This window comes from Accumulibacter sp., from assembly GCF_029255285.1.
Classification (GTDB): Bacteria; Pseudomonadota; Gammaproteobacteria; order Burkholderiales; family Rhodocyclaceae; genus Accumulibacter.
The window spans coordinates 257,364-270,288 of record NZ_JAPUVI010000022.1 but is presented as its reverse complement, the minus strand read 5'-3'; the positions used below and the strand labels follow the sequence as shown (position 1 = coordinate 270,288).

The 12,925-nt window shown below is 66.6% G+C and carries 12 protein-coding genes; 9 read left to right on the top strand and 3 right to left on the bottom strand.

The window, feature by feature from the left end; genetic code table 11:
• Nucleotides 1-200: 200 nt before the first annotated feature.
• The 3 genes from Q1M07_RS02515 to Q1M07_RS02505 all read right to left on the bottom strand — a co-directional run bounded on the left by Q1M07_RS02515 (nucleotide 201) and on the right by Q1M07_RS02505 (nucleotide 2,816).
• Nucleotides 201-662, bottom strand: a complete 462-nt coding sequence (locus Q1M07_RS02515; RefSeq protein WP_300450197.1) for a hypothetical protein — start codon at nucleotides 660-662, stop codon at nucleotides 201-203.
• A gap of 106 nt (nucleotides 663-768) precedes the next feature.
• Nucleotides 769-1,731, bottom strand: coding sequence for a hypothetical protein (locus Q1M07_RS02510; RefSeq protein ID WP_300450194.1), 963 nt, complete (start codon nucleotides 1,729-1,731; stop codon nucleotides 769-771).
• Between the two features lie 788 nt (nucleotides 1,732-2,519).
• On the bottom strand, nucleotides 2,520-2,816 hold the full coding sequence (locus Q1M07_RS02505) for a hypothetical protein (protein WP_300450191.1): 297 nt from the start codon (nucleotides 2,814-2,816) through the stop codon (nucleotides 2,520-2,522).
• A 524-nt stretch (nucleotides 2,817-3,340) separates the two neighbouring features.
• Here Q1M07_RS02505 and Q1M07_RS02500 point away from each other — a divergent pair.
• From Q1M07_RS02500 to Q1M07_RS02460, 9 genes are all read left to right on the top strand, one after another.
• A complete protein-coding gene (locus tag Q1M07_RS02500; RefSeq protein WP_300450187.1) occupies nucleotides 3,341-4,336 on the top strand; it encodes a sigma-54 dependent transcriptional regulator in 996 nt (331 codons plus the stop codon).
• Between the two features lie 89 nt (nucleotides 4,337-4,425).
• Nucleotides 4,426-4,683: a helix-turn-helix domain-containing protein gene (locus Q1M07_RS02495; protein WP_300450185.1), complete on the top strand. Its 258-nt coding sequence runs from the start codon at nucleotides 4,426-4,428 to the stop codon at nucleotides 4,681-4,683.
• Nucleotides 4,684-5,090: 407 nt separating this feature from the next.
• Complete coding sequence (locus Q1M07_RS02490; protein WP_300450182.1) at nucleotides 5,091-5,714, top strand: DUF4255 domain-containing protein; 624 nt, start codon at nucleotides 5,091-5,093, stop codon at nucleotides 5,712-5,714.
• Nucleotides 5,711-6,646, top strand: a complete 936-nt coding sequence (locus Q1M07_RS02485) for a hypothetical protein (RefSeq protein WP_300450179.1) — start codon at nucleotides 5,711-5,713, stop codon at nucleotides 6,644-6,646. The genes Q1M07_RS02490 and Q1M07_RS02485 overlap by 4 nt, the downstream gene beginning before the upstream one ends.
• 91 nt (nucleotides 6,647-6,737) lie before the next feature.
• Complete coding sequence (locus Q1M07_RS02480) at nucleotides 6,738-8,600, top strand: phage tail sheath subtilisin-like domain-containing protein (RefSeq protein ID WP_300450176.1); 1,863 nt, start codon at nucleotides 6,738-6,740, stop codon at nucleotides 8,598-8,600.
• 16 nt (nucleotides 8,601-8,616) lie between these two features.
• Nucleotides 8,617-9,066, top strand: a complete 450-nt coding sequence (locus Q1M07_RS02475) for a phage tail protein (RefSeq protein WP_300450173.1) — start codon at nucleotides 8,617-8,619, stop codon at nucleotides 9,064-9,066.
• A gap of 48 nt (nucleotides 9,067-9,114) precedes the next feature.
• A complete protein-coding gene (locus tag Q1M07_RS02470) occupies nucleotides 9,115-11,118 on the top strand; it encodes a phage tail sheath C-terminal domain-containing protein (protein WP_300450169.1) in 2,004 nt (667 codons plus the stop codon).
• A 7-nt stretch (nucleotides 11,119-11,125) separates the two neighbouring features.
• A complete protein-coding gene (locus Q1M07_RS02465; protein ID WP_300450166.1) occupies nucleotides 11,126-11,677 on the top strand; it encodes a phage tail protein in 552 nt (183 codons plus the stop codon).
• Complete coding sequence (locus Q1M07_RS02460) at nucleotides 11,674-12,924, top strand: hypothetical protein (protein WP_300450163.1); 1,251 nt, start codon at nucleotides 11,674-11,676, stop codon at nucleotides 12,922-12,924. The genes Q1M07_RS02465 and Q1M07_RS02460 overlap by 4 nt, the downstream gene beginning before the upstream one ends.
• The last annotated feature ends 1 nt before the right edge of the window (nucleotide 12,925 follow it).

Here is a 12,925-nt window from a genome sequence, read left to right as displayed (position 1 = left end):
AGTAGCTGAGTCTCATAGTTTACTCTCCTGTGAGAAGTGGTCGCAGAGTGATGTATGTTTCCGCGAAGGATATGAATCCGCAATCGTGTGGGGTAGGGGCCTCAGAATCGGGCGCCCAACGTGAAGGTGAGGGGCGCCGGCCGGCATGCCGGCTGGCGTCCCAGCGGCGAAGCCGCGCCTCGACCGACTTGTTAGAACGCTTAACGTGCGATGACATAGGTCGCCAGATATGCAACTGCAGCGACAAAGCAGCAGACCTTGGCGCGAGCAGTATTCACCCATTTCTTGATGCGTACAACATACCACGCCCAAAGCAGAGCGAACACTGAGAAAAGGATGGCCCCCGCCAAGAAAGCGTGGAGAGAAGTTGAACTGAAGATGCCCCAGATTGAACCAACGATCACCGACGCCAGGGCAGAAACCAAGATGGACGTTTCGTTAACGGGACCGCCAGATCGTGTGGAAGGCGCATTGGTGGCTGTGGACTCCCAGATAGCGCCTGGAAAGAAGCCAGCCAGTGCAATGGCGATGCCCTGTAGCCCAGTGAGCCAGGGAAGCATCTGCACCAGTGCGATTGCGAGCGCAGACGAAGCAATGAGGGATACCGTGACACGCCAGTGAAGCAGAAGCACAAATACTTGGGCGAGGCCATCAGCGTCCATACGGCGAGCGTTCTAACGTTTAGCTTGAGGGGCCGCCCGGCGGCGAAGCCGACGGGGAACCGAGAAGCGCAGCTTCTCGGCGGTCCCCTCGAAGCGGTTGTTAGGTTCAGTCACCGCCCACATCACGTAGCTTAAGCAAGTAGTACATGCCTGATCGGCTGGCGTGCTTCTCTGCCTCTTCTGACTGCATATCGACCAAAATAGCACCGAGCGCGGCTAGAACCTTTGCGATTGCAATATTCGTTGGCAAGGTTGCGAAAGACGTGGCGAGTTCGGGAACCTGTTTGGCGACGTCAAATGCGCGGTTGTACCAACGCTTGCTCGGTGCCTCTATAGCGGCCTTAAGTTCAATGAGAGATGGTTGTACCTCTGTCTCAACTAGGAAACGCGCGGCACTAAGAATTTCGTCGTTCGTGGAGGTGTTGGAAATCGCCTTGTTAAGTTCTCCCGCCAACCTGAGCAAGCTCAGTCGGAACGGGCGAAGGTACTTTGATAGATCGTCCCGCATTTCCAAGATTTCTTGGGGCCGGAGCACGCGGATCTTCGGCAGCACAAGGTTTGCACATTCCAAAGCAAGGATTGTGGTGAGAAGTTTTACATTGTCTTTCGCGGCGGTGCCGCCAAGAGCTGGAACCGGCAAACCAGGGTTGTCATTGACTAGCGGGATTCCATTTGCAGAGGCGTAGACGATGGCATTCGCGGGATAGTGAAGGCTGCCCGGATAGTCGATGTATTGTTCCCCGCCCGGAAGTCCTTTGTTATGGCCCGTTTCGTATATCGGATGGAAGTTTGGTTGAGGCGGGCCAAAGATTTGTTCATCTAAGGCTTTGACAAGCTCGTCTGCCCCCTTGCCAACGTTACCAAAAACCTGTCCATCTTGCCCCGAAAAGTAACAGAATTCCTTAAGTTCCCTCGCGAGCGGCAAGAACCGCAGCGCGCCCACCAGCACCGCCGTGTTGTAGTCTCGTATACCAAGACCAGCAATTCGCTCGGCCTCCTTCTTTACCTCTGCAATGTCATAGCCTTCAGTTGGCAAATAGACGTTTGGGAAGTGAATCTTGTCAAACACGAGCCCCATCAGGGTAAGGGCCGCCGGTCCGGATGGGATCGGGCCGGAGTAGTACACGACTTCAAGTGATGGTGTCTCGAGAGGCACGAATGAACCTAACGTAGAGCTGACCGGCGCTGCGCGGCTTTATCGCGCAGCGTCCAGCGACCGAAGGGAGCGAGGTCGAGCGCCGGGTTAGGGCTTGATGTATAAGACATAGAACGGAAACCCCGACGCCACACACACAGAAAAAGTTGCCAGCCATGAAGAGCCAAAGGTTGGGAGGCTATTACGGACGAAAACCAGAAACCCAAGAAACGGGGAAATCAAGTAGAGCCAACTTGGCGAAGCGAAAGCACGAACCTCAGCCACATCGGGTACCGCAAAACGAAGCACTACTACTGACCAACATGCTGGAATGCTCAATAACAAAGCGGTGCCCTGTGGGGTATCAAGCCAGTGCCCGAATCGAAACCAAGTTTGGAAGCGCTCAAGCGACATTTGCACTAGCCCTAACGTGAAGTAGACACCAAAAGTGGTGTATAAAAAAACAGCACAAGGTGTATACTACGTCTCATTTTCTGTAGCCTCTTGATTTCTCGAAAGGTGCTAACGACGAACGCGCCTGACGAGACGCAAAATACACCTTCGCCAGCCAAGCTGCCCGACCAGCTTCGCCGCCGCATACGGCGGAAGCACTATGGTATCCGAACCTAAGCCCGGCATGTCCAATGGTCAACGCGACTCACGCTTCTCCATCATAAACGCCATCCGTGAAGATGTGGACGCTGACGAAGTCGAGGCCTGTCTCAGACATCTGCGAACCTTTTTCCAGAACGGGCCGACAACGGCGAGGCAGGTCTGGCGCCAGCGCGGCGCGGCTTACGACGAAGCGCCGACTCGAGGATCACCCGGGCGTCCGCCTTGTCGTTCTCGCTGCCCGGCGTCAGCGATGGCGAACAATACGACATGGCCAAGTCAGGGGCGGCGAGTTGTTCAACCACAATACCCTTGGCCACGGTTTTCCTCGGGTGCCACTTGTCGTGCGGCGTCGTTCGGGAGAGCGACGTCGTCGCCTGCCGTGACGACCCGTTGGCTTGCGCCATCGCAACGCCAGGACGGCGAGGATGGAATGGCGGACCGTGTGCGGCGCGGATCGTCTATGGCACGTCCCGCCGTATGTGCGGCCGACAAGCTTTCGGCGGGCGCGCGCCTTCGGCTTTTCACATCCCAAGGGCAAGCGCCTGATTTCTTGCGGCCCGGTCGGCTCTCTCCGGGCCAGATCCACAAGCGGTTCAGGTTGTGGCTTCGCTTCGCTCGCACGATCCAAGCTTCTTCGTCAAGGAAGCCTCCTGATGGGTCTGGAAAGCCTCCTGACGCCTCGCGCAAGATCGTAAGCGCTCGTTGACCTTCCGCGAGGCGTCGGGCGGACAGCGGGGGCGTCGATGACCGTTTCGACGCGTTGCGCAAGTGGCCGGCGTGCCCGGCGCCCGCGCCGTGCGGCCGACGGGCCTCCTCGAGACGCTCATTCAGACAGTTGATTGGACGCTGTCCGGGATGGTCTGCTAGATTTACCAATCGGAATTCAACGAATCCGGCGCTGGCGACCGCGTCGGCAGTGGAGGAGACGATGAGCGAGTGGCCTGTGGTAAATGGTTTCATCGGCGAATCCGGCCCGTTTCGGGCGATGCTGGGGCTGCTCGCCCGCATCGCGTGCTACGACACCAGCGTGCTGATCACCGGCGAGACGGGGAGTGGCAAGGAGATGGCGGCGCGTGCCATCCACTATCAGGGACGCCGTCGGGAGCGGCCTTTCATTCCGGTGAATTGCGGCGCGCTGCCCGATCATCTGGTCGAGAACGAACTCTTCGGCCACGCCAGGGGGGCCTATACCGACGCGCGCGACAGCCAGAGCGGCCTCATCGCGCAGGCCGAGGGTGGCACGCTGTTTCTCGACGAAGTCGACGCGCTGACCCCGAAAGCGCAGGTCAGCCTGCTGCGCTTCCTGCAGGATGGCCAGTACCGCCGGCTCGGCAGCAGCCGCACGGAGACGGCCGACGTGCGCATCGTCGCGGCCTGCAACAGCGATCTGCGGCAGCGCGTGGCGCGCGAGGAATTCCGCTCCGACCTCTACTACCGCCTGACCGCCATGGATCTGCACATGCCGCCGCTGCGCCTGCGTGGCGACGACATCGTCCTGCTGGCGCGCCACTTCATTGCCGAAGCCGCCAGCCAGTACCAGCTCGCGGTCAAGGAACTGCACCCGGATACCGTCGGCTGGCTGCTTGCCCAGGCGTGGCCTGGCAACGTGCGCGAACTGCAGAACCGGATTCAGCGCGAGTTCCTGCTCTGCGACGGGCCCGACGTCCTGGTGCGCGACGCCATTTCCGACGGCGAACGCCACCCGCCGGTAGACGGTCGTCTTGCCTGTCCGACGACGCTCAACTTCAACGAGGCCAAGCAACAGGTGCTGCACGACTTCGAGCGCGGCCAACTTTTGCGTCTGATGTCCGAGACGGCGGGCAACGTCTCCAGCGCCGCCCGTCTGGCCGGCAAGGAGCGACGGGCGCTCGGCAAGCTGTTGAAGAAGCACGGCATCGAACCGGAGCACTTTCGCCGTCCCTGAAGTCGCGCCGGCGGTTATGCCCCCGCGCCGCCGTTCCGGCATAGCACGATGATTGCTTGCGGATTCCTGTTGCCTCAGGAGAGGGGGAAATGGACCCGCAGCCAAGCCTCAGCCAGGTGGTGGACGCCATCCTGCGCTATCTCCACCGCCACCCCGAGGCAGCCGACACCGTAGATGGCGTCTGCGAGTGGTGGCTGCCCAGCCACTGGTCGGTCGACGGCCACCTTGTCGAGGCCGCGCTGGCGCGTCTGCAGGCGCAGGGACTCGTTCGGCGGCGGGAAAACGCCGACCGGCACGTGGTTTACTCGCGCGGCGGAGGCGACGCGCAAGGTTTTTCGGACCAGTGACCCGGTTCGGCGCCGGCCGGTGGGTCAATCCCGACCCACCCGGGTCACCATTCACCCACCCTCGTTCGCTCGCCGCGCCATGCCGGCCAAAACCGGAAGCGGCCGGTGGAGCAGGGCACGCGGCCGGCGCCGGCCGCGGCGCCGCGCTTGCGTGTGACCGCAGCGGGGCGGGTCGAATTCGACCCGGATGACCGTCGGCGATCGTCATCGCTTGCCGAAAGGTGTCGCGATACAGGGGCTTATTGGGTGGCTTGAAGCTGGCACGGGGCTTGCTGAAACGGATGGCGTTCGCTTCGCGCGCGGTTTTCCGGCGTTCCGCTCTTCGTCTGGCCGGTGGGCCGGGGATGAGGCGTGAAACCCGCCGGCACGCGGCGAGGCGGCCGCATGTCGCCAGGAGAGGAAGACGCATGGCAGGGTTCACGGGCATCGCCGCGGTCGGGAAGAGCATCGAGCGGGTACTCGCGCGCGCCTTCCTCGAACGCGAGCCGGTCCCCGGCAAGAAGACGAAAGCGGTGCTGATTCGCAGCGAAGACCTGGCCGACAGCCTGGCGAAGGACAAGATCGGCGACAACGCCCTATCGATCCTGCTCTACCGGGTGGATTTCAACAACACCATGCGCGCCGCCTGGTCGGCGGTGGGCAACGCCGACGGCCGCGCGCACCTGGCGCTCGACCTGCATTACCTGCTCACGCCGTGGGCCGAAAACGCCGAATATCAGCACATGATCCTCGGCCGCACGATGCAGGTCCTGGAACAGGCGCCGGTTCTCTCGGGGCCGCTGCTCTACGCGCCCAGCCTGCCGGTGACCGCCGAATACGCCGGCGAGCCGCAAGCCGCGCCGACCGACGCCGTGCAACTCCTGCTCGAGGAAATCTCGACCGAAGCCTTGATGCGCACTTTCGACTCGCTACCCAGCGACTACCGGCTGTCGGTACCCTATCTGGCGCGCGTGGTGCGCATCGATACCGCCGCGGCGCTGGTCACCCCGCCGGTGACCGACGCCGACATCCGCCTGCGGGTCGGCGCATGAGCGCCGTCGCCGTCACCCGGCCGCTGACGATCGACGATACGGTCGAAGTCAGCCGGGTGGGCCATCGCCTGGCGCTCGGGATTCAATGGCTGGACGCCCTGACCGGAATGCCGGTCGCTGGCGATTGGATCAACGACCTCGAAGCGGTCGGCCCGCGTCCCGCCGGCCTGCGTTTCGAGCGCCATTCGCAGGCCCGTCAGGCGCTGCGCGATGCCGGCGGACTGGCCAAGCGGCTGCGCCTGGCGGCGGCCGACAAGCTGGCGACGCCACCGCTCGAGGTGGCCGACGATCCGACGAACTTCGTCGTGCGCGCCTTCGCGCGGCGCGACCCGCGGCATGCCACCTATCGCTCCGACAACGACCCGCGGCAGTACGTGCCGCGCCGCCTGTCGCTCACACCGGTACAGAACGGCGGCGTGCCGCCGCCGTCGACGGCCAACATCCGGACCGCCTGGCTGTGGCCCGGTGCGGCCTATCCGCTGGCTGCCAACGCTTCGGCCATACGCGGCCGTATCCGGCGTGGCGCTTCGCTGGCCAGCGCCCGGCCGGTCGCCTGGGCGCGCGTCGTGGTCACCCGTCCGGGGGCCGGGCCGGCCGACTTCGACGGCGAAACGCCACTCGCCTGGGCGCACGGCGACGATCGTGGCGAGTTTCTCGTCGTTCTCGGTACGCTGGCCGTTCCCGGCGGCGTCGTCCTGCCGGCGACGCTGGCCCTTCGCCTGTGGGTATTCCTGCCGCCGGCCGGCGCTCCGGAACCGGCCGACCCGTTGGCCGGCCTGCCGCTCGAAGTCGCCGGCAGCGACGCGCTGAACGACGTTCTCAGAGGAACCGCCATGCCCGCCACTTACGTCAGGCAGCCCGATTTTGTCGACCTCACGCTGCCGCCGGGCGTGCTGTCAGGAGTAAACGATGCCGACCTGCTCTTCGCCTAGTCGGCAGAATCGCCGGCAGAAGCAGGCGTTGCGGCCGCGCCGCGCCGCCTTTTCCGTCTCATGACCACACCGTAGAACAGAGGGGAACACCATGCCCGAGTATCTAGCACCTGGCGTCTATGTCGAGGAGGTGAGCTTCCGCTCCAAGTCGATCGAAGGCGTGCCGACCAGTACCACCGGTTTTGCCGGCGTGACCCGCTACGGGCCCGTGCAGTACTCGGCCGGCGCGTCGACGACCAAGCCGCGCCTGATCACTTCCTACACCGAATTCGAACGCGTCTATGGCGGTCTGGCGCCGCTCGACCTGGCGACCGGCGAACGCACTGCCTATCTGGCGCACGCGGCGCGCGCCTTTTTCAACAACGGCGGTCGCCGTCTCTACGTGTCGCGCGTCTTCGCGCCGGCGGCCGGGCAGCCGGTGGCCAACTACATCGCCCGCCTGACCGTTCCGACGACGCTCGGCGCGGCGGCCTGGCGCGCCCGCTGGCCGGGCCAGGACGGCAACGTCCTGGTCGACACGCAGGTCCAGCGCAGCAAGAACCTGGCCTTCGAATACCCGCTGGTGGTCGGCGACATTCTCGCCAGACACACCTGGGGCGTGCAGGTGAAGAGCGTTCGCGCCGGCGCCGTCGTCGAAGTCAGCCCGCCGCTGCCGGCCGTCGCGCCGACCGGCAACGCGGCGCTCGTGGCCGGCAACCTGCGTGTCGTCAGCGTCGACAGCGACGGCCGCCAGACCTTCATCGACAACACCGGACTGGCCGTTCCGGTGGCCGCCGGGTCGCAGATCTCGCTCGTCGAACTGCGCGTCACGGTCTATGGTCCCGACGGCCGCATCGACGTCTATGACCAGCTCGGCGCGCAGCGCGATCAGCGGCGCGACATCGCCAAGGTGCTCGAACTCGACGACCCCGAAGACGAGAACGCGATGGTCTATCTCGACTGGCTGCCGGGGGCCAACGCCTTCGCTCCGGCGGCGCTGATGGTCGGCCTGCAGGCGGCGGACAAGCGGCTCAGCGGCGGCGGCGACGGCACGCTGCCGAGTCCGGACGACCTGCGCGGCGAGGAAGCCAACCCCGACATCGTCAGCGAGCGCGCCACCGGCCTCGAAGCGCTCGGCGAACTCGACGACATCGCCATCGTCGCGCTGCCCGACGGCGGCGCACTGCTCGACGACGATTCGATCCAGGTGGCGGCCGATCAACTGATCGCGCATGCCGAGAAGTACCGCTACCGCATCGCCGTCGTCGATGCCAAGGCGAACAGTTCGATCTCCGAGATCCGCGAATTCCGCGGCAAGTTCGACAGCAAGTACGCGGCGCTTTACCACCCGTGGATCGAAATTCTCGATCCCTTGTTCCCGACCGTTCCCGGCTCGCCACCGCGCAAGCTGATGCTGCCGCCGTCCGGCTTCGTGTGCGGCATCTACGCGCGCAACGACATCGAGCGCGGCGTGCACAAGGCGCCGGCCAACGAGGTCGTGCGCGGCCTGACGAAGTTCGAGATCAACATCAACAAGGCGCGCCAGGATGTCCTCAACCCCGAGGGTGTGAACTGCCTGCGCTTCTTCGACGGCCGTGGCAACCGCGTGTGGGGCGCGCGCACGATGAGTTCCGACCCCGAGTGGAAGTACGTCAACGTGCGTCGGCTGTTCATCTACGTCGAGCACTCGATCGAGAAGGCGACCCAATGGGCGGTCTTCGAGCCCAACAACGAGCGGCTATGGACGAACATCCGCAGCATGGTCGAAGACTTTCTCTATGTCCTCTGGCGCGATGGTGCGCTGCTCGGCGCGAAGCCCGAGGAGGCCTATTTCGTGCGCTGCGATCGCACGACGATGACCCAGAACGACCTCGACAACGGCCGCCTGATCTGCCTGGTCGGCATGGCGCCGAGCCGCCCGGCCGAGTTCGTGATCTTCCGCGTCGGGCAATGGACTGCCGACAGCAAGAGCTGATTGAGGAGACAAGCAGATGGCCACGCAACGCAACAATCCCTACGGCGCCTTCAATTTCCTGGTCTCGCTCGGCAACGGCAGCGAGACCAGCGTCATCGCAGGTTTTTCCGATGCCTCGGGTCTCGGGACCGAGATCAACTATTCCGAGTACCGCAACGGCAACGACATGGTCAACACGGTGCGCAAGGTCGCCAATACCTTCAAGCAGGAGGACGTGACGCTGAAACGCGGCCTGATCGGCTCGACCGACCTCTTCCAGTGGGTCAAGGACGTCCGTGAAGGCGGCGACGGCCGGCGCACGGTGACCATCACCGTGCTCGACGAGGCGCGCAATCCGGTCGCCGCCTTCAAGCTGACCAATGCGCAGCCCAAGAAGTGGGTTGGCCCGACGCTGGCCGCCAAAGGCGGCGGCGAGGTGGCGATGGAAGAACTCCATCTGGTCCATGAAGGCGTCGAGTACCTCTAGGTCCGGTGCCGCCGACGTCCCGGCCCAACCGCCGCTGATCGTCCAGCCATGCTGACCCCCGTCCGTTCGCCGCTCGGCGCCCCCGGCGTCTTTGCGCTGCCCGACGCGCGATTGCCGGCGTTCAATCCGCAGCGCATGGACGTCTGCGCCTTCGTCGGCGTGGCGCCGCGCGGCCCGGCCAACGTTCCGCTGGTCGATGAGAACTGGCCGTCGGGCTACCGCATGGTGAGCGATGTCGCGCGGCCGCGGCGGCGCAGTCAGGCGGTGGCGGTGCGCAGTTTCGACGAATATGTTCATCACTTCGGCGGTTTCGAGGGGCCGGGGCTCTTGCCGCATGCCGTCGCCAGCTACTTCGAGCAGGGTGGCCGGCTGGCGTGGATCGTGCGCATCGTCCACGCGCGCGACGCGGCGCTCGCCGATGCCTGTGCGATCGGCAAGCTGCGCGGCGCCTTTACGGCCGATCTCGACTTCGTGGCGCGCAACGAAGGTACGTGGGGCAACCGGCTCGGCGTGGCGGTAGAGTTTTCGACCAGCGCGCTGGCCTTCTCGCTCGATCCGCTGGGCCGCCTGCTGGTCGACCCGCGCAGCGCGCTCGCCGTCGGCTGCTGCCTGCGGCTGACCGACGCCCTCGGTGTCGCCACACTGGCCTTTTGCACCGGCTTGCAGCGCGTGCGCGACCGCGAGCGGGCGCGCGAGCGCTGGCGGCTGGCGCTCGACGGCGCGCCGGCGTCGCCACCGCTACGCGCCGAACTGGTCAGCGCCAGCGTGTCGATCACCGACGGGGCCGGTCGCCGCGAGCGCTTCGAGAATCTGGCGCTGTCGCCCGATCATCCGGAGAGTCTGGCGAGCGTGCTGTGCGATCGTTCGACGCTGCTCTGGCCGCACCCCGACTGGGCGGCGACGCGCCTCGTGCCGCTCGCGGCGCGGCTCGAAACGCTGCGCGGCTCGAGCACCGCCTTTGCCGGCGGGCGCGACGACTGGTCGACGATCATCGCCGACGACTTTTTCGACAGCCGCTGGTCGGTCGCCGACGACCGGCCAGGCGCCGGGATCAGCGCACTGGCGCACAGCGAGACGGTCAGCCAGCTGGTCGTTCCTGATCTCTACGTGGCGGCGCAGTGGGCCGGCCCGGAGGTCGTCGAAGAGCGCGTGTCGAGCAGTGCCGGCGCGGAATTCGCCGCCTGCCTCGAGGTCACGACGAGCACGACGGCCAGCCGGGTGCCGCCGAGCGCGCTCTGCGGATTGATCGTCGATCCGCGCACGCAGGCCGGGCTGGCGACCATCGTTGGTCTGCAGCAGCGCGTGCTCGACTTCTGCGAGAGCACGCAGGCGGTGATCGCGCTGTTCGACGTGCCACCTGGCCTGTCGCAGGCCCGCATCGAGCAGTGGCGGGCGCAATTCGACAGCGGTTGGGCGGCGGCCTATCACCCGTGGCTGGTGCCGGCCCGCCGGACGGCCGATGCCGTCGATCCGGTGCCGGCCCGGCGCGATCAATTGCCGCCGTCGGCCGTGGCGGCCGGCATCATCGCCCGGCGCGAGTTCGCCTATGGCATCCAGTACGGCCCGGCGAACGAGATCGCCCGCCAGATCATCCATCTCGCCGAGGCGCAACCGGAGGGGCGGGCCGATGCGCTGCATGGGCAGGGAATCAACTGCTTCGCGCGCGGGCCTGACGGAATTGCGCTGCTCGCCGCGCGCACGCTGTCGCGCGAGCGCGACTGGCGCCAATTGTCGGTGCGCCGCCTGATCCTGATGCTGCGCCGGACGCTGCTGGCGGAAATGCAGTGGGCGGTCTTCGAACCCAACGGCCCGGATCTCTGGCGCGACCTGCAGCACGCCATCGAAAGCCTGTTGCGCGGTCTGTTCCGCCGCGGCGCCTTCGTCGGGCGCAGCGAGTCGGAATCCTTCTTCGTGCGTGTGCATACGGAGACGCCGCGCCTCGAGCGTGGCGAACTGCTGATCGACATCGGCGTCGCGCCGGCCGAGCCGCTCGAATTCCTACTCGTCCGCCTGCGCCGCGACGGCGACGGCACGCTCAATCTCGAGGAGTGAGGCGGCCATGCCCGAGTTCCTGATCCTGCCCGCCTTCCGCTTCGAAGTGAAGCTGCTGCGCTCGCCCGACATCATCGCCGGTCGCCAGCGTCTGCCCGGCGCCGGTGACGGCTACAGCCCGGCGCAGGGAGCGGCCCTGCTCGGCAGCGGTGCTTTTCAGGAATGCAGCGGGCTCGAGATCGAGATGGACGTTCAGGAGTATCAGGAGGGTGGCCGCAACAACGGCACGATACGGCGCGTCGGGCGCGCCAAGTACCAGCCGCTGCTGCTCAAGCGCGGCATGTTCTACCCGTCGGGCGGCGATGGCCAGGCGAATGCCGACCTCTGGCACTGGCTGCAGCGCATCGTCAACGGCGAACGTCCGGTGGCGCGCTACGACGGCATCGTCTACGTGATGAGCGCCGACCGGACGGTACGCGCCACCTGGATGTTCGATCGCGGCCTGCCGGCGAAGATTCGCGGCCCCGAACTGAACGCCAAGACCGGCGAGATCGCCATCGAGGAATTGTCGATCGCGCACGAAGGGCTGCGCCTGCTGCCTGCCGAGGTGCCGGCATGAGCGCGCTGCGCAAGGCCCGGCTGGCCGAGATCGGCTCCGGCGAGCGGCCGACCGAGACGCCCAACACGTCGGTGGACGTGCAGTTCAATCCGACGACGCTGCGCGTGCAGATCTCGAATCGCACCGCCGGCGGCGCGCAGGCCGGCGCCCAGGCACGCCAGCGCCCGGGGACCGGCGAGATGCAGGTGAGCTTCGATCTGGTGTTCGATACGGCCGACGAAGGGACCACCGAGGCCGGCGTGAGCGTCCTCGAACGGACGGCGGCGGTGGAGCGCTTCGTCCGCCCGCGCGGCCCGCGCCCCGGCCAGGAAGCGCCGCCGCGCGTGCTTTTCGAATGGGGCAGCTTCCTGGTGCAGGGAACGATGGAGAGCGCCAATATCGACCTCGACCTGTTCGACGCCGACGGCGTGCCGCTGCGCGCCAAGGTGTCGGTCAGCATCAAGGGTCAGGACCCGCGCTGGACCTACACGCCGGCGCCGGCCAACGCCGCCGCCGCGAACGGCGGCGCCGCGGCCGGTCAGCCGGCGCGGCCGGGCGCCGGCAGCGCGCTGGCGGCGGGCTCGCCCGGCACGCAGGGCAACAGCCAGTCGCCCGAACGTATCGCGCAGGCCATGCCCGGCGAGAGCCTGGCCCAACTTGCGGCGCGCAACGGTTTCGATCCGGCGGCCTGGCGGGCGCTGGCCGAAGGCCTGGGCAATCCGCTGCAGCTGACACTCGGTCAGGAAGTCCCCTTGCCGGCCGGCGCCGGCCGCGGCGTGGCCCGCGGCTTCGGCGGGCAGGGCAGCGACGCGGCGCAGGTCGCCGCCGATTTGCCGCTGGTCAGCGCGGCCGCGCTCGCTGGCGGCGGCGACTCGCCGCGTGCGACGCCGTCGCCGGGTCGGGCGGCCGCCATCGACCCGGTGCACCAGGGGCAGGCGCTGACCAGTCAAGGCGGCCTCGGCGGCGCCATCGCGCAGGTCCGCGGCGCGGCCCACGAACAGGGTGCGAGCGGCAGCCTGGCAGCCTTCGGTCTGGCGAGCGGCGAAGTTGCGGACGCCGCCGATCGCCCGTGGGGTGCCGGCGTACCGCTGCGCCCGCGCTTCGGTAGCGCGCGGCCGATGGCACGGCGCGATCCCACGCAGCCGGGCTGGCTGGCGTCCGCCCCGTCTGCTGGCGGCGGCCCGAAGGTGGCGCCACCGCCGGGCCTGCCGCCCCGCCGCTCTGACGACTGCGGCTGCCGCGGCAGGCGCGCGCGCCGCAACCCGTGAC